Origin of the sequence: Kitasatospora sp. NPDC057198 (genome assembly GCF_042670125.1) — a bacterium.
GTDB lineage: Bacteria > Actinomycetota > Actinomycetes > Streptomycetales > Streptomycetaceae > Kitasatospora.
Window position 1 is genome coordinate 1 of sequence record NZ_JBHUWH010000092.1, and the last position, 21813, is coordinate 21813.

Below are 21813 nucleotides of genomic sequence, written 5' to 3' on the forward strand. Positions count from 1 at the left end.
CCGACCATTGAGGACGCCGACCGCTGAGAGCGCCGGAAAACACGGAGGCCCCCGGCTGTGCCGGGGGCCTCCGCTCTGTGCTGATCACCGTGACTTCCGGTGGAGCTCCCCCAATTGGACTCGAACCAATAACCTGCCGATTAACAGTCGGCTGCTCTGCCAATTGAGCTATGGGGGACCGCGCTCCTCCAATTGGACTCGAACCAATAACCTGCCGATTAACAGTCGGCTGCTCTGCCAATTGAGCTATGGAGGATCGTACTTCCGCCGCCAGCACCCGAGCCGCCGGATCGCTCCAGCCCTGCGGTGCTCGCTGCGGGACATACATTAGCGCACTCAGGGGGGTGTTCCGCCAATCGCTTTGCCCGGACCTCCTCCCCCACCTCGCCCCCCGTCCCGCGGCGGTCCGGTCCGGCGCGCCCCGCGCGCGCCCGGGGGCGCGGACGGGGATGCTGGTGCACGGCGGCGCCGGCTGGCCCGGACCCGCCACCGGCAGGGTGGTTCACGCCCCGGCCGGACGGGTAGACGCGGCACACAATCGCGCGGCGACGAAGGGTGGAACCAGCACATGTGGAAGGTGTCGTTGATCGTGGGCCTCGGGATCGGGTACGTCCTCGGTACCCGGGCCGGGCGCGAACGCTACGAGCAGCTGGCCGGCGCGGCCCGGCACGTGCGGGAGAACCCGCGGGTGCAGGACGCGGCGGGCAAGGCCAAGCAGCAGGCCGGCGCGGTCGCCGGGAAGGCCGCCGGGGCGGTCGCCGACAAGGTCGGCGAGAAGCTCCCGAACGCGCTCACCGAGCGCGTCCCGTACTTCGCCAAGCAGCACGGCGAGGACGACGGCTGGGGCACCGTCCGCCCCTGAGCCGGCGCCTCCCGCCGGGCCGGCGCGGACCGTCGTCGGACGGGGTGGTTCCGGTACCGACTGGGCAACACTTGCGGCAGTCGGCCCCGCCCCGGCCGTCGACTGCGGCATGATCTCGGCATGGCCATCGTCGCGGGCATCGACAGCTCCACCACTCGCACCCGGATCGTCGCGTGCGACGCCGACACCGGCGCCGTCCTGCGGCAGGGCCGGGCCCCGCACCCGCTGCCCGAGGGCGAGGACGCCCGGAGCACCGAGGTCGACCCGCAGACCTGGCTGCACTCGCTGGGCGACGCCGCCGCCGGGGGCCTGCTGGAGGGCGTCCGGGCGATCGGCGTCTCCGCGCAGCAGCACGGCCTGATCGGGCTGGACGCCGGCGGCGTGCTAGTGCGGCCCGCACTGCTGTGGAACGACCCCCGCTCGGCGGGTTCGGCGGCCGCGCTGCTGGACGCGCTGGGCGGGCCGCAGCCCTGGGTGGAGGCGATCGGCGCCGTCCCCGGCCCCACGTACACCGTCGCCAAGCTGCGCTGGCTGGCCGAGTTCGAACCGGTCTCGGCGCAGCGGATCGCCGAGGTGCTGCTGCCGCACGACTGGCTGGTCTCCCAGCTGCTGGGCGGCCCGAAGCGGCGCACCACGGACCGCGGGGACGCCTCCGGCACCGGCTACTGGTCGCCGGTCACCGGCGAGTACCGGCAGGACCTGATCAAGCTGGCGCTCGGCCACGAGCTGGCCGTCCCGGACGTGCTGGGCCCGGCCGAGCCCGCCGGGCACACCCCCGAGGGGCTGCTGATCTCGGCCGGCACCGGGGAGAACATGGCGGCGTCGCTGGGCCTCGGGCTGGGCATCGGCGACGCGGTGGTGTCGCTGGGCGGCAACGGGACGATCTTCGCGGTGCACGACCGGGCGGTGGTCGACCCGTCCGGCCTGGTCTCCTCGTTCGCCGACGCCACCGGCCGGCACCTGCCGATGGTGGCCACCCTGAACGCCGCGCAGGTGCTGCGCTCCACCGCCGCGATGCTCGGCACCGACCTGGCGGGCCTGTCCGAACTGGCCCTGCAGTCCTCGCCCGGCGCGTACGGGATGGTCTTCCTGCCGTACCTGGACGGCGAGCGGACGCCGAAGCTGCCGCACGCCGCGGGCACCCTGACCGGGCTGCGGGCCGAGTCGATGGCGCCGCAGCACGTGGCGCGGGCCGCCGTCGAGGGCATGCTGTGCAACCTCGCGGAGGCGCTGGACGTGCTGCGCGGACACGGCGTGGCGGTGCACCGGGTCTTCCTGCTGGGGACGGCCGGGCGGCTGCCCGCGGTGCGGGAGATCGCGCCGCAGCTGTTCGGGCTGCCCGTGGTGGTGCCCCCGCCGGGCGACCACGCGGCGCGCGGCGCGGCCCGGCAGGCCGCCTGGGCCCTCGCCGGAACGCCCGAGCCCCCGCACTGGGAGCTGCCCGACCTGACCGTGCTCGCCCCCGACCAGGAGCACGACCTGGCGGTCGGCAGCGCGGTGCGCCAGCAGTTCGCGGCGCTGCGCGAGCAGTACCACCCCGAGACCGCCTGACCCGCCGCCTGATGTGCGGGAGTCCCGGCCCGGTGCCACCGTGGAGTTTCCACGAGTGGAGGGACGTTCCGCCATGGCGTTGCACAAGGGCAAGAAGGACGAGGAGAAGCGGCTGCCGTTCAGCCCGCTGCACGTACTGACCGATCCGCTGGGCGCGATGCAGCAGGCACCGGCACTGCACCAGCTGCCCCCGGTACCGATCCCGCCGCCCGTCGCCTACCAGCTGATCCACGACGAACTGATGCTGGACGGCAACGCCAAGCTCAACCTGGCGACCTTCGTCACCACCCAGATGGACGAGTACGCGGACCGGCTGATGTCCGAGTGCCGCGACAAGAACATGATCGACAAGGACGAGTACCCGCAGACCGCCGAGCTGGAGCGGCGCTGCGTGGCGATCCTGGCCGACCTGTGGCACGCGCCCGACCCGGCCGCCGCGGTGGGCTGCTCGACCACCGGCTCCAGCGAGGCGTGCATGCTCGCCGGGATGGCGCTCAAGCGGCGCTGGATGGCCCGCAACGCCGACCGGTACGCGGCCGGGGCGCGGCCGAACCTGGTGATGGGCGTCAACGTGCAGGTCTGCTGGGAGAAGTTCTGCAACTTCTGGGAGGTCGAGGCGCGGCTGGTCCCGATGGAGGGCGAGCGCTTCCACCTCGACGCCGAGCAGGCGGTGGCGCACTGCGACGAGAACACCATCGGCGTGGTCGGCATCCTCGGTTCCACCTTCGACGGCTCCTACGAGCCGATCGCCGAGATCTGCGCCGCCCTGGACGCCTTCCAGGAGCGCACCGGCCTGGACGTGCCGGTGCACGTGGACGGGGCCTCCGGCGGCATGGTCGCGCCGTTCCTCGACCCGGACCTGGTGTGGGACTTCCGGCTGCCGCGGGTGGCCTCGATCAACACCAGCGGCCACAAGTACGGACTGGTGTACCCGGGCGTCGGCTGGGCGCTGTGGCGGGACGGCGCGGCGCTGCCCGAGGAGCTGGTGTTCAAGGTCAACTACCTGGGCGGCGAGATGCCGACCTTCGCGCTGAACTTCTCCCGGCCGGGCTCGGAGGTGGTCGCCCAGTACTACGCCTTCCTGCGGCTCGGGTTCGCCGGGTACCACGCGATCCAGCAGGCGTGCCGGGACGTCGCCGGGTACCTGGCGGCGGAGGTCGAGAAGCTCGGGCCGTTCCGGCTGATCACCCGGGGCGCCGAACTGCCGGTGTTCGCGTTCACCACCGTCGACGACTGCCCGTTCGACGTGTTCGACGTCTCCCGGCGGCTGCGCGAACGCGGCTGGCAGGTGCCCGCGTACACCTTCCCGGAGAACCGCACCGACCTCGCGGTGCTGCGGGTGGTGTGCCGCAACGGGTTCACCCGGGACCTGGCGGACCTGCTGCTGGCCGACCTGCAGCGGCTGCTGCCCGAGCTGCAGCGCCAGCCCGCGCCGCTCAGCGAGCTGGGGATGCCCCGGCGCAGCGGGTTCCACCACTGAGCGGGGGGCGGCTCTCCGGGCGGTGCTCCGCGGCTCAGTCCAGGTAGCCGCGGAGCTGGTCGGCGAAGGCGTGGTCGCGGAGCTTGCCGAGCGTCTTCGCCTCGATCTGCCGGATCCGCTCCCTGGTCACCCCGAACAGGTGGCCGATCTCCTCCAGGGTGCGCGGGCGGCCGTCGTCGAGGCCGTAGCGGAGCTGGACCACCTGGCGCTCGCGCTCGCCCAGGGTGGCCAGCACCGCCTCCAGGTGCTCGCGCAGCAGCAGGAAGGAGGCACTCTCGGCCGGCGAGGCGGCGTCGGCGTCCTCGATCAGGTCGCCGAGGGCCACGTCGTCCTCCTCGCCGACCGGGGTGTGCAGCGAGACCGGCTCCTGGGCCAGTTTGAGGATCTCCCGGACCCGCTCCGGCGAAAGTTGCAGCGCCGCGCCGACCTCGGCGGGCGTCGGCTCGACGCCGCGCTCCTGCAGCATCGAGCGCTGCACCCGCAGCACCCGGTTGATCAGCTCCACCACGTGCACCGGCACCCGGATGGTGCGGGCCTGGTCGGCGAGGGCGCGGCTCATCGCCTGGCGTATCCACCAGGTCGCGTAGGTGGAGAACTTGTAGCCGCGCGCGTAGTCGAACTTCTCCACCGCCCGGATCAGGCCCAGGTTGCCCTCCTGGACCAGGTCGAGCAGGGTCAGGCCGCGCCCGACGTAGCGCTTGGCGACCGAGACGACCAGCCGCAGGTTGGCCTCGATCAGGCGGCGCTTGGCGATCCGGCCGAGCACCACCAGCCGGTCCAGGTCGCCGAGCAGGCGCTCGTCGGTGGGCGGGACGCGGTCCAGCGCCTCCTCCGCGAACAGGCCGGCCTCGATGGCGCGGGCCAGCTCCACCTCCTCGACGGCGGTCAGCAGCCGGATCCGGCCGATCTCGCGCAGGTACTGGCGCAGCAGGTCGGCGGCCGGGCCGGCGCCCCCGTCCAGGGCGGGTTCCGGCGGCTCCTCGGCGAGCTCCTCGGCAGTGGGCTCCTCGGGGGCGAGTTCCCCGGGTGCGAGCTCCTCAGGGACGGCTTCTTCGGTGGCAGGCTGCTGGGCGGGGGCGCGCCCGGTGCCGGACGGGCCGGACGGGGGCGGGCCGGGCTGGGACGGGATCGCGGCGTCCCGGACGGGGGCGGTCTGGGGCGGGCGGGCAACGGAAAGCTCCACGGGCATCCCTCCAGGGGCCGCGCGCGGCCTGGGGGTTGCCGCGCCACACCCGAGGGGATACCCAGCGCGGCGGGCCCGGGCACCTGTCGGCGGCCGCGAGGTGGCCGGGCGGCACCCGACGGGCGCACGGGTGCCGACCCCTGACAGCGGGTCAGAGCGCAGCGGCGGGTCGGAGCGCGGCAGCGGGTCAGGGCGCGGCGGCAGGTCGGAGCGCGGCGGCGGGTCAGAGCGCGGCGGCGCCGCGGGAGCGGAGCTGCTGGCCGTACTGCTGCAGGGCCCACAGCTCGCTCTGCACCGGGTGCTGCTCCTCGGCGGTGGCCCGGTCGCCGAGCCGGCGCAGGTGGGCGCGGACCTCGTCGATCCGGCGGTCCACGGCCTGCAGGCGCAGCTTGACCAGGAACTCCCCCGCGTACACCTCGTCGGCCTTGCGGCGGGAGCGGATCGGCTCGACGGTCAGCTCGGTGACCAGGCCGCGGACCTGGTCGTCCGGGCTGGCCTCGCGAACGGCGGCGGTGAAGTCGGGCAGGGTCGCACCGTACGCGGTGCCGCCGACCTGGCCGATGGCGCGGCGGACGGCCCGGTACGGCGGGGTGGGGAACTCGTCCTCGCCGTACTGGTCGAAGGCCGGACTGACCAGGTCGGGGTGCTGGAGGGCGAGCTTGAGCAGTTCGCGCTCCACGAACTGGGCCGGGTCGCGCGGGTTGAGCCGGAAGGCCGGGCGCTCGGGGCGGGCGGGCGGCTGGGCAGCGTCGGGGCGGCGCGACGTGCGCTGCGGGCCGCTCTGCTGGTTCTCGCGCTGCCAGCGGGCGAGCTGGGCGATCCGGTTGACCACGAAGCGCTCGTCCAGGATGCCGACCATGCCGGCCAGTTGGACGGCGTACTCGTGCTGGATCGAGCGGTCCTTGATCTTGACGATGATCCCGGCGGCCTCCTCCAGCGCGGCCGCGCGGCCCTCCGCGGTGTCCACCCGGTGCCGGGCGACGGCCGAACGGAGCGCGAACTCGAACAGCGGGACGGGGTTGTCCACCAGGGTGCGGACCGCCTCGTCGCCCTGGGCCAGGCGCAGTTCGCACGGGTCCATGCCGCCCGGGGTGATGGCGATCGAGGTGCGGGCGGCGAACTTCTGGTCGTCCTCGAAGGCGCGCAGGGCGGCCTTCTGGCCCGCGGCGTCGCCGTCGAAGGTGAAGACCGTCTCGCCGCGGTAGGTGGAGGTGTCCATCAGCAACCGACGGATGATCTTGATGTGGTCCTCGCCGAAGGCGGTGCCGCAGGTGGCCACCGCCGTGGTGACGCCCGCCAGGTGACAGGCCATCACGTCGGTGTAGCCCTCGACCACCACCGCCCGGCCGGACTTGGCGATCTCCTTGCGGGCCAGGTCGATGCCGTACAGGACGTTCGACTTCTTGTAGATCGGCGTCTCGGGGGTGTTCAGGTACTTCGGGCCGTTGTCGTCCTCGCGCAGCCGGCGCGCGCCGAAGCCCACCACGTCGCCCGCGCTGTCCCGGATCGGCCAGACCAGGCGGCCCCGGAAGCGGTCGATCAGGCCGCCGCGCTGGCCCTGCGAGGCCAGGCCGCCGACCGAGATCTCCTTGTCGGTGAAGCCGCGGCCGCGCAGGAAGCGCACCAGGTGCTCCCAGCCGACCGGGGCGTACCCCACCCCGAAGTGCTTGGCGGCGGCCTCGTCGAAGCCCCGCTCGGCCAGGAAGCGGCGGCCGATCTCCGCCTCCGGCGCGGCCAGTTGCTCCTGGAACCAGGCGGCGGCCACCTTGTGCGCCTCGACCAGCCTGGTCCGCTCGCCCTGCTGGTGGCGCGGACTGTAGCCGCCCTCCTCGTAGCGCAGGGTGATGCCCGCCTGGGCGGCCATCCGCTCGACCGCCTCCGCGAACGAGCAGTGCTCGATCTTCATCAGGAAGGTGATCGTGTCGCCGGACTCGCCGCAGCCGAAGCAGTGGAAGACGCCCTTGCCCGGGTGCACGTAGAAGGACGCCGACTTCTCGTCGTGGAACGGGCAGACGCCCTTCAGCTGCGCGCCGCCACCGGCCGCCAGCTGCACGTAGTCGCCGACCACGGCGTCGATCGGCAGGGCGGCACGCACCGCCTGCACATCCTCGTCCCTGATCCGACCGGCCACCGGGAAAGTCTACGGGAGCGGGTGTGACACTCCGGGCCCCGAGCGGTGCGGACGCCGGTGCCGGGCAGTACGGGCGCGGGCAGTACGGGCGCGGGCGGTGCGGGCGCGGGTGCCGGGCGGCCCGGGGTCAGCCGACCAGTTTGGCGTGCAGGGCGAGCGCGGAGGCGTCGGTGAGGGTGGCGATCTGGTCGATCACGGTGCGCAGCGCGGCCCTGCCGTCCTCGGCCTCCTCGTACTGGGCGGCGAACACCGGGTCCAGGTGGTGCGGGGCACCGTTCAGCAGCGCGTCGGCCAGCTCGGCGATCACCACCCGCTGGCGGGAGCGCAGTTGGGCCTGCTCGTCGCGCTGCATGACGTACCGGACGGCGACCGCCTTGAGCACCGCGCACTCCAGCCGGACGCCGCGCGGGACGACCAGCTCGGCGTCGTACCGGGTGAGCGGGCCGGGGCCGTAGCGGGCCCGGGTGGCCTGCTCGGCGGCCAGGCAGAAGCGGCCGATCAGCTGGCTGGTGAGGTCCTTCAGACCGGCCCGGGCGCGGGCGGTGCCGTCGTAGCCGACCGGCCACCAGTCCTCGGCGCGCAGCCGGTCCAGCGCCTCGTCGAACTCGGCGGGATCGGCCTCGGCGAACCGCTCGGCGATCTTGAACAGTTCGGCCCGCTCCCCGGGGGAGCCCAGCGCGGCCGGGTCGATGTGGCCGGCCTGCAGGCCGTCCTCCACGTCGTGCGTGGAGTAGGCGACATCGTCCGACCAGTCCATCACCGTGGCCTCGAAGCACTTGCGGCCGTCCGGCGCGCCGGTGCGCAGCCAGCGGAACACCGGCAGGTCGTCCCCGTACACGCCGTACTTGGTGGAGCCGGGGGCGGTGGGGTGCTGCCCGCGGGCCCACGGGTACTTGGTCGCGGCGTCCAGCGCGGCGCGGGTGAGGTTCAGGCCGACGCTGCGGCCGGGCCACGGGGCGAGCCGGACCTCCGGCTCGTCCAGCGGGGCGAAGCGCTTGGGCTCCAGCCTGGTCAGGATGCGCAGCGACTGGGCGTTGCCCTCGAAGCCGCCGCACGCCTCGGCGGCCTGGTCGAGCGCCTCCTCGCCGGTGTGGCCGAACGGCGGGTGGCCGATGTCGTGCGCCAGGCAGGCGGTCTCCACCAGGTCCGGGTCGCAGCCGAGCGCCGCGCCCAGCTCCCGGCCGACCTGCGCGCACTCCAGCGAGTGCGTCAGCCGGGTGCGCGGGAAGTCGCTGCGCATCGGCGCGACCACCTGGGTCGTCCCCGCCAGGCGGCGCAGCGCGGCGGAGTGCAGCACCCGGGCGCGGTCGCGTTGGAAGGCGGTGCGGCCGGGCCGCTTGTCGGGCTCGGGCACCCAGCGCGCCTCGGACTGCGGATCGTACGGAGCCGTGTTCTTCATATGCCAGTCACCGTACGCCGGATGACGGACATCCGGTCATGCGGCACGCGAACGCGGGGCGGCGAGCAGACGGCGCCAACGCGGCCGCTCGGTCACCAGGCAGGCCGCGGCGAGGACGGTGGTGAGCGCCGCCGCCCAGGCCGGCCAGGCGCACCACGTCGCGACGACCGCGGCGGCGAGCTGTGCCAGCACCAGGCCGACGGTGGCCCACCCGGGCACCGCCACCAGCACCTGCTCCTTGTCGCCCGGGGTGGCGAAGACCGTGGGCAGGCCGATCAGCAGCAGGTCCGCGAGGACGGCCAGCGGGATCGAGTACGGGGCGAGCGCCCAGGGCGCGGCCACCCAGGCGATCAGCTCCGTGAGGAAGCGCAGCGGGGCGGCCAACCGGTTCACGGCCGGACTCTCCCACGGCGCAGGGGAGTTGGGGAGTGACCGGGCGCGCCGAGAAATGCAGAGGATTCTCTGCAGAGTTCTCTATGCAGAGGCTTCTCTGCACCTTAGAGTGGGACCCATGAACGAGAACCGCCCCGAAGACTCCGCCCCGGCAGCCGCTTCGTCGGCCGCCCCGCCGGCCACCCCGGCGGCCGACGAGGCGCCGCGCCGGTTGCTGGACGCCGGTTCGCTGCGCGGGCTCGCCCACCCGCTGCGGATGCGACTGCTGGACGAACTGCGGCTGAACGGCCCCGCCACCTCCGCCCGGCTGTCCGAGCGGACCGGCGAATCGACCGGCACCATCAGCTGGCACCTGCGGCACCTCGCCGAGCACGGCTTCATCGAGGAGGAGCCCGGCCGCGGCACCAAGCGGGAACGCTGGTGGCGCGCCGCGCGCGGCGCCATCGTGCTGTCCGCCACCGACTTCGACCAGGACCCGGCCACCCGCGCCGCGCTCTCGGTCTACCAGGCCGAGAACCTGCGCCGGCAGTACCAGCGGGTCGCCGACTCGCTGGCCGCCGACTGGCAGGGCGAGTGGCGCGGCACCGGCTCCGTCACCGACTGGAGCAACCTGCGGCTCACCCCCGCCCAGTTGCAGGCCCTCATCGACGACCTGTCCGCCGTGGTCACCCGCCACACCCCCGACCCGGACGCCGCCCCCGACCCGGCGGCGCGACCGGTCGTCGTCCAGATCCAGGCACTCCCCCGGAAGGACCCCGAACGGCCGTGACCGCTCCCCTGCCCGCTCCCGACGCCGACCCCGTCCTCGTTCCCGCCCCCGCCGGACTGCTGCGGCGGCACCGCGACTTCCGGATGCTGTGGATCGGCGAGACCGCCAACAAGTACGGCTCCGCGGTCACCGGCCTGGCCCTGCCGCTGATCGCGGTCAGCACCCTGCACGCGAGCACCCTCCAGGTCGGGGTGCTCGGTGCGGCGGGCTGGCTGCCCTGGCTGCTGATCGGCCTGCCCGCCGGGGTGTGGGTGGACCGGCTGCGCTGCCGCCCGATCATGCTCGCCGCGACCACCGTCTCGCTGCTGCTGTACGCCACCGTCCCGCTGGCCGCGCTCGCCGGGTCGCTCACGCTGTGGCACCTGCTGGCCGTCGCGCTGCTCGCCGGGGCCGCCGGGGTGTTCTTCCAGACCGCGTACACCGCGTACCTGCCGCAACTGCTAGGCCCCGCCGACCAGTCCGAGGGCAACGCCAAACTGCACGGCAGCGCCTCGGCGGCGGGCATCGCCGGGCTGGGCAGCGGCGGCCTGATCGCCCAGCTGGCCGGGCCGGTCAACGGGCTGCTGGCCAACACCGCGACGTTCCTGCTCTCGCTCTGGTGCACCGCCCGGATCGGCCACCACGAGCCCCGGCGCGGCGGGCGGACCCGCCGGACACTGCGCCGGGAGGTCGGCGAGGGCCTGCGACTGCTCGGATCCGACGTCTGGTTCCGCACCTTCGCGCTGTTCGGCGCCGCGTCCAACCTGGCCCTGACGGGCTACCAGTCGCTCCTGGTGGTCTTCCTGATCCGCGAGGTCGGCGTCGGAGAGGGCACCGTCGGCCTGCTGGTCGCGGCCGCCTCCACCGGGGGCATCGTCGGCGCGGCCATCGCCCGCCGGACCGCCGTCCGGCTCGGCACCTCGCGGGCGATGCTGGTGCTGGAACTCGCGCTGCCCGCGCTGACCTTGCTGATCCCGCTGACCGGCCGCGGCGCCGGACTGGCCTGGTACCTGATCGGCGGGTTCGGCGCCTCCTGCGGGGTCGTCGCCGGGAACGTCGTCAAGGCGACCTTCCAACAGCGCTACTGCCCGCCGGAGTTGCTCGGCCGGCTCTCCGCCAGCAGCGCGGTGCTCAACTTCGGCTCCATCCCGCTCGGCGCGCTGCTGGCCGGCTTCCTCGGCACCCAGCTCGGCGTGCGGCCCGCGATGTGGCTGATGACCGCCGGCGTGCCGCTGGCCGCGCTGATCCTCTGGTGCTCGCCGATGCGCCGCGTCCGCGACCTGCCCACCGAGCGCCGCGCGCCGGTCCGCGGGAGCCGTGCGCCGTCCTCGCCGCCCTCGCCGTCCTCACCCTCCTTGCCGCCCGCGTCCTCCCTGCCGACGACGGACGCCGACGGTGCCGGGGCGGGCGCGGACGGTGCCGGGGCGGGCGCGGACGGGAGTGGCGCGGGCGGAAGTGGCGTGGACGGGAGTGGCGTGGACGGGGGCCGGAAGCCGGGTGGGTCCGCCGGACGGGAGCGCTGCTGACGGGTGGTCAGCCCGTCGGCCGGAGGGACCGGGTGACGCAGGACTGGTACCGCTCCAGGACCAGCCCGGCCAGTGCCGGGTGGTCGCCGAGCGGGGCGGAGGTCAGTGCGCCACCGGCCGCGGCGGCCAGGCGGGCGAAGTCACCCGGTGCGGTGAAGTAGGAGGCCACGGCGACCCGCGGGTGGCCCTCGGCGGTGAGTTCGGCGACCCGCTCGGCCACGCTCGGACCGCTCGCCGCCACGTACCCCGGCCGGACGGTGACGCCCAGCCGGGCCGACAGCAGCGCGGCCTGCGCCCCGGTGTCCTCGGCGGCGTCCCGGTCCCGGGAGCCGGAGGCCGCCAGGACCACGGGCTCGCCCCGCCAACCGGCCGACACCAGGCGGTCGGCCAGCGCCTCGGTGAGCAACCGGTCCGGGCCGAGCGGCGGGGCGCACTCCCCCGCCAGGTGCGGCGCGGCGGACAGCGTCCGGGGGATGTCCACCTTGCTGTGGTAACCGCGGCTGAGCAGCAGCGGCACCAGGACCACCCGGCCGCTCAGCCCGTCCAGCACCTCGGGCAGCAGCGGGTCGTTCAGGCCGAGGTGCCCGAGCCGGATGTCCAGCTCCGGCCGGGCCCGCCGCAGCCGGGCGTGCAACAGGCCGAGTTCGGCGGCCGCGGCCGGGTCGTGCGAACCGTGCGCCACCAGCACCAGGGCCGGGCGGCGGGCCGCGTGCAGCACCCGCAGCGGGGCGAGGCGGCCGGGGAGCGATGTGGTGGTCATACCTCCACCTTGCCGGACGCCTGTTTCGGCCCGGTTGCCCATCGGTCACGGGTGGTTACCCCGCTCTCACCCGCCCGGCCCGCGCGGGTGAGCGGCGTCAGCGGCACCGGCGGCGGCTGAGCGGCCCAGGTGGGGGCGCGGGTCGGGTCGGGGTGCAGGTCGGGTCAGGGCACGGTGCGGGTCGCGGTGCGGCCTCAGGGTGCGCGGTGGGGGTGCGCCCCGGGCTGCCGGGGGACTCGCGGCGGGGGTGCCGGGTCGGTTCCGGCGGGCGCGGCGGGCGCGATCGCGGTCGTGGCTGTGGTCGCGGCCGCTCGTACCGACCGGGCCGGTGCCCCGTGCTCCTGGAGGAGCATCAGCGCCTCGCGGTGGGCGAGCGGGTCGCCGGCGTCGGCGGCCCGCCGGTACCACTCCGCGGCGTGCTCCGGCCGGCGGCGTTCGGCGAGCATCCGGGCGGCGGCGAGCAGCGCGTCCCGGTCGCCCTCGTCCGCCGCGCGCCCGTACCAGGCGAGCGCGTCGTCGATCCGGCCCCGGCTCTCCAGCATCTCGGCGGCCTCCCGGACGGCCCGCCCGTCGCCCGCGTCGGCGAGCCGCTGGACCCAGGCGATGGCCCCGTCCCCGGACGTCGACCCGGACAGCATCCGGGACGCCTCGCGCAGCCGCTCCCGCTCCGGGCGGTCGGTGGAGCGCAGCAGCAGGCCCGCTTCGAAGAACCGGCCGGCCTCCTTGAGCAGTTCCACCGCCTCGGCCAGCGTCGCGGGCCCGGCCGGGGCGGCGACGGGGGCCGCCGCACGACGGACCCGGTCCGCGTTCCGGGCCACCGGCGCGGGGTGTCCGGCCGGGGCGGCGGGTGCCTGCGGTGCCCGGCGTTCGAGGCCCGGTGCGAGCACGACGGCGGTCCGGGCGGCGTCCGGCAGGGCGTCCGGCAGGGTGTGCCGGTCTCCGGCGCGGACTGCCGCCCGGTACCAGCTCGCGGCCTCCCCGGTGCGGCCCAGTTCGCCCAGCAGGCGGCCGAGTTCGCGCATCGCGTAGACGTCGCCGCGGGCGGCGGCGCGTTCGTACCAGCGAACGGCCCGGGTGCTGTCGCCCTGCCGCTCCAGCAGGTCGGCGGCCTGGAAGAGCGCGGTCTCGCTGCCCGCTTCGGCCGCCTTCCGGTACCAGCCCAGCGCCCCGGCCGGGTCGCCGTCCCGCTCGCACCGCTCGGCGCGGTCGCGCAGTGCCTGCGGGTCGCCGATGTGCGCGTACCAGGGCAGGTTGCCGTACTGGCCGTGCCGGGCGAGCAGGGCGGCAGCCTCGTGCCAGGCGGTCTCGTCGCCGCGGGTGGCCGCGCGCTCCCACCAGGTGGCGGCCTCGTCAATCCGGCCGGCGGTCTCCAGCATCCCGGCGGCCTCGTGCACGCCGGTCACCGTGCCCCGGGTCCAGGCCCGCTCCCACCAGGCGGCCGCTTCGTCGGTCCGGCCGGCGGCGGCGCAGAGCCGGGCGCAGTCGGCGGCCGCCCCGGGGTGTCCGTCCTCCGCCGCACGGGCGAACCACTCCAGGGCCTCGTCGTCGCGGCCGAGTCCGGCGAGCAGCTGCCCGGCCCGGTGGCGGGCGGTGCGGTGGCCGGCCCGGGCGGCCTCCTCGAAGCGCCGCAGGGCGGGGGCGATCCCGTCCCCGCCGGAGCGGCCGAGGAGTTCGGCGCCCCGGCAGTGGGCGTCGGTGTGCCCGGCCAGTGCGGCACGGTCGTACCAGTCGACGGCCTGCTCGAACCTGCCGTCCCGTTCCAGCAGTTCGGCCGCCCGGAGCGCGGCCTGCGGCACTCCCCGGTCGGCTGCCGCGGCGTACCAGTCGGCGGCCTCGGCGGTTCGGCCCGCGTCGGCGAGCAGGGCTGCGCCGGCCGACAGCGCGGCGGCGTCCCCCGCTTCGGCGGCCGAGGCGCAGAGCCCGACCGCGATCCGGGTGAGCCCCCGGGTCGCCGCCGAGCGCGCGAGGGCGGACCGGTCGGCGGGGTGGGCGTACCGGGCCAGGCACTCCCACAGGCCAGCCGGGACGGTGCGGCCCTCCCGTTCCGGCCGCAACTGCCGGACCAGTGCCTCGGCGAGCCGCACCTCGTGGCCTCCGGTGCCGCGGGCCGCCTCCGGGCCCCGGGGCGCCACCGTGCCGCGCGCCACCCGGGCGGCCACCGCCCGGCCGGACAGCGGGTCGCCGGTCGTCAGGAGCGCGCCCGTCCCGGGGACGGCCTTGCGCAGGTACTCCAGACCGTCGGCCACCCAGCCCGGACGGAGGGCGTTCCGTTCCCGGGTGGTCAGGTAGTGCGGGGCGGAGGCCGCCAGCAGCGCCGCCGGCAGGGCCGGGCGGTGGCCGAGGCGCACCGCGTCCAGTGCGGCGTCGACGACGGCCCGGGCGGCCGGGGGCGCCGCCCGGTAGCGGTTCACCAGCCTCGCCCCGGCCGGTCCGGTTGTGCGGCGCACGCCGCCGACCGCCGTTCCCCGGGTGGCCGCCACCCGCCTGACGGGCTGGCACGGCACGGTGCCGGACGGATCGGACGGATCGGACGGGTCGAACAGGCTGGTCGGGCGGGTCGGACGGGTCGGGTCGCCCGGACCGGCCGGGCCGGGCGGCGGGTGCTCGGTCTGCCGGCGGGAGTGCTGGGCCCGGTCGCGGTCGCTTTCCAGGAGCACGGACCAGTAGGAGGCCGACCGCACCGGTCGGCCCGCGGCGCGGGCCAACTCGCCCGCCACGAGCGCGAGTCGGTCCACCTCCCGGGGCACCGACCGCCCGGACAGCCAGCCGTACAGGGTGGACGGGCCGATGCCGCCGATCCTGGCCAGCCGTTTCTGGGTGATCGTCCGCCCGCCGACCCGGCGGGCCTCGTCCCAGAGCGTCAGGAGTTCGCGCAGCACCGCGGAGTGGACCGCCCGGCCCCTCACCTGCACGTCTGTGGTCATGCCAGCTCCCGGCCGGACGCGGACCGGATCTTCGAATCCGCTCCCCTGCGTGCAGGGTACGCACTCCCGCACCCGCTCGTACCGACTTCCCCGCGAATCCCGTTCCGGATCGGCGTTCCTGCCTCCGCGAAGGTCCGCCGCCTGGTAATGGGCCCTCAGGGTGCGCTGCCGGCAGCGCCGGTCCGGGCTCTCTCACAGCGGCCGCCGGGTGTCGCTGAGGTCGAAGTTCCGGCGGTGAAACAGGGCGGCCCCGGTCGGGAAACACCCCCCGCGCATGCTCGGTGCCACGACAGCGACCAGGTCGCGGGCCATCGACGGCCCGCCCGGTCGAGACCTCCGGCGGGACCGGAGGTGCGCTGCGCCACCGGACCGAAGGCGATCCGGTCGGCGCCCGGTCTGCCCGCCAGCTCCGACCGCCCACCGTCCGGAGCACGACCTCGGAGGGACTTCCCGATGACCACCACCAAGCCCACACTGCTCCTGGTCGGCTACGGCATGGTCGGCCACCGCTTCCTGGAGGCCCTGGCCGACACCGGGGCGGCCGCCCGCTACCGGGTCGTCGTCCTCGCCGAGGAGCCCCGACCCGCCTACGACCGGGTCGGACTGACCTCCTACTTCTCCGGCCGGAGCGCGGACGACCTGCTGCTCGCCGAGGAGGGCTTCACCGATCGGCACGGGTTCGAGGTGCACCTCTCCTCCCCCGCCGTCTCGCTCGACCCGGCGGCCCGGACCGTCACCACGGCCGCCGGGCACACCCTCTCCTACGACACCCTGGTGCTGGCCACCGGCTCCTACCCCTTCGTCCCCCCGGTGGACGGCCGGGAGGCCGAGGGCTGTTTCGTCTACCGCACCATCGAGGACCTGCAGGCGATCGAGTCCTACGCGGCCGGGGCCCGGGTCGGTGCGGTGGTCGGCGGCGGCCTGCTCGGCCTGGAGGCGGCCGGTGCGCTGAAGGGCCTGGGCCTGGAGACCCACGTGGTGGAGTTCGCGCCGCGGCTGATGCCCGTCCAGGTCGACGAGGCCGGCGGTGCCGCGCTACGACGGACCATCGAGTCGATGGGCGTGGTGGTGCACACCGGCGTCGGCACCAAGGCGATCACCGTCGCCGACGGGCGCGCGGTCGGCATGTCCTTCACCGACGACTCCGAGCTGGCGACCGACCTGGTGGTGTTCTCCGCCGGTGTCCGCCCCCGCGACCAGCTGGCCCGCGAGGCCGGCCTGGCGGTCGGCGAGCGCGGCGGCATCGCGATCGACGAGCACTGCCGCACCTCCGACCCACACGTCTTCGCCATCGGCGAGTGCGCCCTCGCGGTGGACGGCCGGGTGTACGGCCTGGTCGCCCCCGGGTACGAGATGGCCGTCTCGGTGGCCCAGCAGCTCTCCGAGCAGGCTGCGCAGCCGTTCACCGGCGCGGACCTCTCCACCAAGCTCAAGCTGCTCGGCGTCGACGTGGCCAGCTTCGGCGACGCCTTCGGCTCCACGCCCGGCTCGCTCGACGTGGTGTACTCCGACTCCCGTTCCGGCGTCTACAAGAAGCTGGTGGTCAGCGGCGAGGGGGCGCTGCTGGGCGGCATCCTGGTCGGCGACGCCTCGGCGTACGCCACGCTCCGCCCGCTGGCGGGCACCGGGCGGCCGCTGCCCGTCCCCGCTGAGTCGCTGGTCCTGCCGGCCGGCGCGGACACCGCCGTCTCGCTCGGCAGCTCCGCGCTGCCCGACGACGCGGTGATCTGCAGTTGCAACAACATCACCAAGGGCACGGTCCGGGCGGCGGTCACCGACCACGCGTGCACCACCGTCCCCGAGGTGAAGAAGTGCACCCGGGCGGGCACCAACTGCGGTTCCTGCGTGAAGCTGCTCGGCACGATCATCACGGACGAGCTGGAGGCGAGCGGCGTCGAGGTCGACCGGGGCCTGTGTCCGTGTTTCGCCCACACCCGTGCCGAGCTCTACGAGATCGTCCTGGTCAAGCGGATCCCCACGCACCGGCAGCTGCTCGCCGAGCACGGCCGGGCGCCGGAGGGGTCGGAGGGCTGCGAGGTCTGCAAGCCGACCGTCGCCTCGATCATCGCCTCGCTGGCACCCGAGTTGGCGGCGTCCGGGCACATCCTGGACGGCGAGCAGAGCGGCCTGCAGGACACCAACGACCACTTCCTGGCCAACCTGCAGAAGAACGGCTCCTACTCGGTGGTGCCGCGCATCCCCGGCGGCGAAATCACCCCGGACCGGCTGATCGTGATCGGCGAGGTGGCCAAGGAGTTCGGCCTCTACACCAAGATCACCGGCGGCCAGCGGATCGACCTGTTCGGCGCCAGCGTGGACCAGCTGCCGATGATCTGGAGCCGGCTGGTCGCGGCGGGCTTCGAGTCCGGCCACGCCTACGGGAAGTCCCTGCGCACCGTGAAGTCCTGCGTCGGCTCCACCTGGTGCCGCTACGGCGTGCAGGACTCGGTTGCCATGGCGATCCAGCTGGAGCTGCGCTACCGCGGCCTGCGCTCGCCGCACAAGCTCAAGTCCGCGGTCTCCGGCTGCGCCCGCGAGTGCGCCGAGGCCCGCGGCAAGGACTTCGGCGTCATCGCCACCGCCACCGGCTGGAACCTGTACGTCGGCGGCAACGGCGGCGCCACCCCCCGGCACGCCGACCTGCTCGCCCAGGACCTGGACGACGAGCAGCTGGTCCGCCTGATCGACCGCTTCCTGATGTTCTACATCCGCACCGCCGACCGGCTGGAGCGCACCTCCACCTGGCTGGAGCGGATCGAGGGCGGCCTGGACCACGTCCGCGAGGTGGTGGTCGAGGACACCCTCGGCATCGCCGACGAGCTGGAGGCGCTGATGGCGCGCCACATCGGCGACTACCAGGACGAGTGGGCGGCGACCCTGGCCGACCCCGACCGGATGCGCCGGTTCGTCTCCTTCGTCAACGCCCCCGGGGTGCCCGACCCGAGCATCCGCTTCGTGCCCGAGCGCGACCAGGTCAAGCCGGACCTGGTGCTGCTGGCCACCGAGGAGCAGCTGCTGGCCGCCCTCGACCCCGACAACGCCCCGTCCACCCGCATCCTGGAGGAAGCCCGATGACCGCCACCGCCACCGCCACCCGGGTCGAGCTGCTCTCCCCCGCCGGCTGGTCCCCGGTCTGCGACTGGGAGCTGCTGGTCCCCGGCCGCGGCGTCGCCGTCCTGCTGCCGGACGGTCGCCAGGCCGCCGTGTTCCGCGACGGCAACGACCGCCTCTACGCCATCGACAACCGCGACCCGTTCACCGGTGCGTACGTCCTCTCCCGGGGCCTGCTCGGCTCCACCGCGGACGGCCGGGTGTACGTGGCCTCCCCGCTGCTCAAGCAGCGCTTCGACCTGCTCACCGGGGAGTGCCTGGACGAGGAGGGCGTCCGGATCGCCGTCCACCCGGCCCGCTCCCTCTGACCGGGGCGGCCCCGCCCCTTCCACGCCCGTCCGACACCTCGACCGGGCGCCAGCTGGCCCGCCAACGTCCTGACTCTCCCTGACCGACCCCGTCCCCGCCGTCCCGCCGGCGGGGGCGGGGTCAGTGCTGCTGTTGGAGCGCGGCCAGTACGGCGGCGGCCATGCCCTGCTGGCCCCGGGCGTTCGGGTGGATCGGCGCCAGTCCCCGGGCGGGCGCGAGGGGTTCTATCCAGCGGGTTGCCGCGTCCTCGCACATGTCGTGGCCGGCGGAGGAGGAGTAGGTGTCGACGAACGCCACCCCGGCGGCCTGGGCCCGCTGCCGGAGCATGTCGTTCAACCGCTGCTCCTGCTCGGAGACGAACCCCACGTCGGCGCCGGCGATCCCGTCGCCCAGTGTCGCGGCGCAGCGGCCCGGGTCCTGCGGCAGCAGGGCCGGGTACCCGACGAGCAGCACCTCGGCCCGCGGGGCGCGCCGCTTGATCTCGGCGAGGGCGGCGGTGAGCCGTTCACCGGTGGCCGCCAGCTTCTGCTGGACCTCGCCCTGCCCTCCGCCGGTCGTGTAGTACGTCCGGCAGGGGGCGTCGTCGCTCTCGCCGGTCAGGCTGTGCCGGACGTTCTCGATCGCGCAGCGGCCCAGCACGTCGAGGAAGCCGGCGTCGTTGCCGCCGATCCCGAGCGTCACCAGCCGGGTGGCCGCTCCGAGCGCGTCCAGCTGCGGCGGGTTGGTTCCGTCGTCGGTCCGCTGGGAGGCCGTCAGGTCTCCGGTGCGCGCTCCGCTGCAGCTGACGTCGGTGAAGTCCCCGAGGTCGAGCCGTTGGGCCACCAGGGAGGGGTAGTTGGCGCCCGAGCGGCCGCAGCCCTGCGGGGAACCGCTCTGCGGCGGGATCCGCAGGCCCGAGGTGTAGGAGTCGCCGAGGGCCACGTACGGCCCGGTGACCGGGGTGGCGGAGGGCGTCGGGGAGGACTTCGGAGAGAGCTTCGGAGAGGGCTGTTCGGGTCTGGGCGCCGGGGCGGTCGCCCCCGCACCACACCCGGCGGTGCCGATCAGAACCGCCCCGGCCAGGGCCGCCGCGGCGACCGACAACCGGCGGCGCACCCTACTCTGCGCCGCGCTCGTGCTCGGCCAGGAACTCCTCGAACCTCCGGCCGAGCTCGTCGGCCGAGGGGAGGTCGCTGGCCTCGGCGAGCAGGCTCTCCCGGTCGACGGCACCGGAGACCGCGTCGTACTGGCCCTCCATGCCCTGGATCGCCGAGCGCAGTTCGCCGTCGCCTTGGGAGAGCTGGTCCTCGATCTCGGCGTAGACCTCGTTGACCCGGGCGCGCAGCTCGCTGCCGGGCAGGACCAGGCCGGTCGCGGACTGGGTGGCTTCCAGGATCGCCACCGCGGCGGCCGGGTAGGCCGAGCGGGCGACGTAGTGGGGGACGTGGGCCGCGAAGCCCAGCACGTCGTGCCCGGCCTCGCTGAGCCGGTACTCGACCAGTGCCTGGGCGCTGCCGGGCACCTGCGCCTGGTCGAACCACTTGGGGTGGCCGGCGGCCAGGTCGACCCGGTTGCCGTGCGGGGTGAGGCCGACCGGGCGGGTGTGCGGGACGCCCATCGGGATGCCGTGGAAGGAGAGCGCGAGCCGGATCTCGAACCGCTCCACCAGGTCGCCGACGGCGGCGGCGAACAGCTCCCACTCGGTGTCCGGTTCGGGGCCGGTGAGCACCAGGAAGGGTGCGCCGACCGAGTCGCGCACCAGCTGGAGCTGGATCTCCGGCGGGTCGTAGTCCGTCCAGCTCTCGCGGTCGAAGGTCATCGCGGGGCGGCGGGCCCGGTAGTCGACCAGCCGGTCGTGGTCGAACCTGGCCACCACCTGCGGGGAGCCCTGCTCCAGCAGGTGCTCCACGACCTGACCGCCCGCCTCGCCAGCGTCCATGAAGCCCTCGAAGTGGTAGAGCAGCACCAGGCCGGTGCCGGCCTCAGCGGCGGCACGGGCCGCGGCCAGGGCGGTCACCCCCTGCGGTTCCAGCTCGTACAGCTCCTTGGGATCACGCACGGCGCACCCATCCCCGTTCCGTCTCGTCGTCTCGGAATGCTTTCGAATCTGATCTGTCCAGCGTGCGGCGGCCCGCCGGAATTCCCGCCCGCGCACGAGTCTTCACGCCGTCTCTCGAATCCTCTCACCTCCGGGCAAAGCACCTGGTCGCAGGCGTGGCAGACGGGTCGGCCGGTAGGATGGCGGAGCGTCCCGGCGTGCCGAAAGGACCCGCGCGCCCCCGTTGGCGCGCCGCGAAGTGACGCACCGCCTTCTGGCGGGTATCGTCCTCTCGCTGCCTCGCATCGTCGCGTCGTCGCGCCACGCCGTCTGTCACGTCGTGGGCCACGCCCCGGTCCGTTGCGATGCCAGCCATCCAACGCGCACCTTGCCTTCACTTGGCCGCCTGCTTCGCTTCGTGATCTCGTTTCTCTCTCGGCCATCTCGCGGACGCACACTGTCCCGTCGCTCATCCCGCCGGATCGGTCCGTCGACCCGTGTCCGTACCGGCACCGCGCTGCCCGCCTCCGGGCTGCCGTCCCGCCGCACGCCCGAGCCTCTGGCGTAGCGCCCCCGGGCGGCCGTTCTCCGGGGCCGGGGCGACATCGACCACTGCCCTCGCGCCGCGAACCCGGCACGCGGGCCCCGACGATTGCCGAAGGACCGAAGGATCCGTGCCCGTACCCGTCACCCTCTACGGCCGCACCGTGCGGCTGGAGCCCCTCGCCGAGCACCACGCCGCGGCCCTGGCCGTGGCAGGCTCCGAGGACCGTACGACCTACGCCTTCACCCCCGTCCCGCACGGCCTGGAGGCCGCCCGGGAGTACATCGCCCGTGCCCTCGCCGATCGTGCGGCGGGCCGGTCGATGCCGTTCGCGACCGTGAGCACTGCCGACAACCGGGTCGTGGGCTCGACCCGGTTCCTCGAACTGGACTACTGGCAGGGCCCGCTGGTGTGGCCGCCCGCGCCGGGCGTGCCGCACGGCGACCCGCTGGAGGCGGTCCCGGACGCCGCGGAGATCGGCAACACCTGGCTGTCCCCGCGGGCGCAGGGCACCGGCATCAACACGGAGGCGAAGTTGCTGATGCTGCGGCACGCCTTCGAGGTGTGGCGGGTGCAGCGGATCTCGCTGCGGGCCGACGCCCGCAACACCCGCTCCCGGATCGCCATCGAGCGGCTGGGCGCCACCTCGGAGGGCGTCCGCCGGGCGCACTCCCGCGGCCTGGACGGGGTGGTCCGGTCCACCGCGTTCTACTCGATCCTGGACGAGGAGTGGCCCGCCGTCCGGGACATCATCGAGCTGCGGATCGCCGCCGCGACCTCTCCCAGCGCGCCTGACCCGGCGCCGCTCAACCAGGAGTGCCTTAGACACGGCAGCTCCCTGGTCGCCGATCCGATGATCGGTGATTCCCTGATGC

16 protein-coding genes and 2 tRNA genes are annotated in these 21813 nt (G+C 74.7%); 8 read left to right on the forward strand and 10 right to left on the reverse strand.

Annotated elements, in window-relative coordinates:
* Positions 1 to 105: 105 nt before the first annotated feature.
* Both ACFUEL_RS13705 and ACFUEL_RS13710 read right to left on the reverse strand, forming a co-directional pair.
* Positions 106 to 178: transfer RNA gene (locus ACFUEL_RS13705), tRNA-Asn, on the reverse strand.
* Positions 179 to 183: 5 nt separating this feature from the next.
* Positions 184 to 256 (reverse strand) — tRNA-Asn (locus ACFUEL_RS13710).
* Positions 257 to 568: 312 nt separating this feature from the next.
* Between ACFUEL_RS13710 and ACFUEL_RS13715 the strand changes: the two genes are divergently transcribed.
* The 3 genes from ACFUEL_RS13715 to ACFUEL_RS13725 all read left to right on the forward strand — a co-directional run bounded on the left by ACFUEL_RS13715 (position 569) and on the right by ACFUEL_RS13725 (position 3893).
* Positions 569 to 862, forward strand: coding sequence for a hypothetical protein (locus tag ACFUEL_RS13715; protein ID WP_380236375.1), 294 nt, complete (start codon positions 569 to 571; stop codon positions 860 to 862).
* A gap of 120 nt (positions 863 to 982) precedes the next feature.
* Positions 983 to 2413, forward strand: coding sequence for an FGGY family carbohydrate kinase (locus ACFUEL_RS13720; protein ID WP_380236377.1), 1431 nt, complete (start codon positions 983 to 985; stop codon positions 2411 to 2413).
* 73 nt (positions 2414 to 2486) lie between these two features.
* Positions 2487 to 3893, forward strand: a complete 1407-nt coding sequence (locus tag ACFUEL_RS13725) for a glutamate decarboxylase (protein ID WP_380236378.1) — start codon at positions 2487 to 2489, stop codon at positions 3891 to 3893.
* A 34-nt stretch (positions 3894 to 3927) separates the two neighbouring features.
* Here ACFUEL_RS13725 and ACFUEL_RS13730 read toward each other — a convergent pair whose 3' ends face one another.
* From ACFUEL_RS13730 to ACFUEL_RS13745, 4 genes are all read right to left on the reverse strand, one after another.
* On the reverse strand, positions 3928 to 5082 hold the full coding sequence (locus tag ACFUEL_RS13730) for an RNA polymerase sigma factor (RefSeq protein WP_380236379.1): 1155 nt from the start codon (positions 5080 to 5082) through the stop codon (positions 3928 to 3930).
* A gap of 217 nt (positions 5083 to 5299) precedes the next feature.
* Positions 5300 to 7207 (reverse strand): DNA primase, encoded by a 1908-nt coding sequence (gene dnaG / locus ACFUEL_RS13735; RefSeq protein ID WP_380236380.1) that lies wholly within the window; start codon positions 7205 to 7207, stop codon positions 5300 to 5302.
* Between the two features lie 127 nt (positions 7208 to 7334).
* Positions 7335 to 8606 (reverse strand): deoxyguanosinetriphosphate triphosphohydrolase, encoded by a 1272-nt coding sequence (locus ACFUEL_RS13740; RefSeq protein ID WP_380236381.1) that lies wholly within the window; start codon positions 8604 to 8606, stop codon positions 7335 to 7337.
* Positions 8607 to 8642: 36 nt separating this feature from the next.
* Complete coding sequence (locus ACFUEL_RS13745) at positions 8643 to 8999, reverse strand: hypothetical protein (RefSeq protein WP_380236382.1); 357 nt, start codon at positions 8997 to 8999, stop codon at positions 8643 to 8645.
* 118 nt (positions 9000 to 9117) lie between these two features.
* Between ACFUEL_RS13745 and ACFUEL_RS13750 the strand changes: the two genes are divergently transcribed.
* Both ACFUEL_RS13750 and ACFUEL_RS13755 read left to right on the forward strand, forming a co-directional pair.
* Entirely contained in the window at positions 9118 to 9768 is a 651-nt protein-coding gene (locus ACFUEL_RS13750; RefSeq protein WP_380236383.1) for a helix-turn-helix domain-containing protein, read from the forward strand.
* Entirely contained in the window at positions 9765 to 11273 is a 1509-nt protein-coding gene (locus ACFUEL_RS13755) for an MFS transporter (protein ID WP_380236384.1), read from the forward strand. Before ACFUEL_RS13750 ends, ACFUEL_RS13755 begins: the two co-directional genes overlap by 4 nt.
* Positions 11274 to 11280: 7 nt before the next feature.
* Here ACFUEL_RS13755 and ACFUEL_RS13760 read toward each other — a convergent pair whose 3' ends face one another.
* Both ACFUEL_RS13760 and ACFUEL_RS13765 read right to left on the reverse strand, forming a co-directional pair.
* Positions 11281 to 12033 (reverse strand): sirohydrochlorin chelatase, encoded by a 753-nt coding sequence (locus ACFUEL_RS13760; RefSeq protein WP_380236385.1) that lies wholly within the window; start codon positions 12031 to 12033, stop codon positions 11281 to 11283.
* A gap of 194 nt (positions 12034 to 12227) precedes the next feature.
* Positions 12228 to 14957: a hypothetical protein gene (locus ACFUEL_RS13765; RefSeq protein WP_380236386.1), complete on the reverse strand. Its 2730-nt coding sequence runs from the start codon at positions 14955 to 14957 to the stop codon at positions 12228 to 12230.
* Positions 14958 to 15410: 453 nt separating this feature from the next.
* On the opposite strand from ACFUEL_RS13765, the gene nirB reads away from it, so the two are divergent.
* Together nirB and nirD are read left to right on the forward strand one after the other, a co-directional pair.
* Positions 15411 to 18032, forward strand: a complete 2622-nt coding sequence (nirB, locus tag ACFUEL_RS13770; protein ID WP_380236387.1) for a nitrite reductase large subunit NirB — start codon at positions 15411 to 15413, stop codon at positions 18030 to 18032.
* Positions 18029 to 18376: a nitrite reductase small subunit NirD gene (nirD, locus tag ACFUEL_RS13775; RefSeq protein WP_380236388.1), complete on the forward strand. Its 348-nt coding sequence runs from the start codon at positions 18029 to 18031 to the stop codon at positions 18374 to 18376. Before nirB ends, nirD begins: the two co-directional genes overlap by 4 nt.
* 121 nt (positions 18377 to 18497) lie before the next feature.
* Here the strand turns inward: nirD and ACFUEL_RS13780 are convergent, their stop codons facing one another.
* Together ACFUEL_RS13780 and ACFUEL_RS13785 are read right to left on the reverse strand one after the other, a co-directional pair.
* A complete protein-coding gene (locus tag ACFUEL_RS13780) occupies positions 18498 to 19460 on the reverse strand; it encodes an SGNH/GDSL hydrolase family protein (protein ID WP_380236389.1) in 963 nt (320 codons plus the stop codon).
* Between the two features lie 13 nt (positions 19461 to 19473).
* Positions 19474 to 20415, reverse strand: a complete 942-nt coding sequence (locus ACFUEL_RS13785) for a PAC2 family protein (protein WP_380236390.1) — start codon at positions 20413 to 20415, stop codon at positions 19474 to 19476.
* Positions 20416 to 21068: 653 nt separating this feature from the next.
* Here ACFUEL_RS13785 and ACFUEL_RS13790 point away from each other — a divergent pair.
* Positions 21069 to 21813, forward strand: a 745-nt coding sequence (locus ACFUEL_RS13790) for a GNAT family N-acetyltransferase (protein ID WP_380236391.1), incomplete at its 3' end; no start/stop codon positions are given.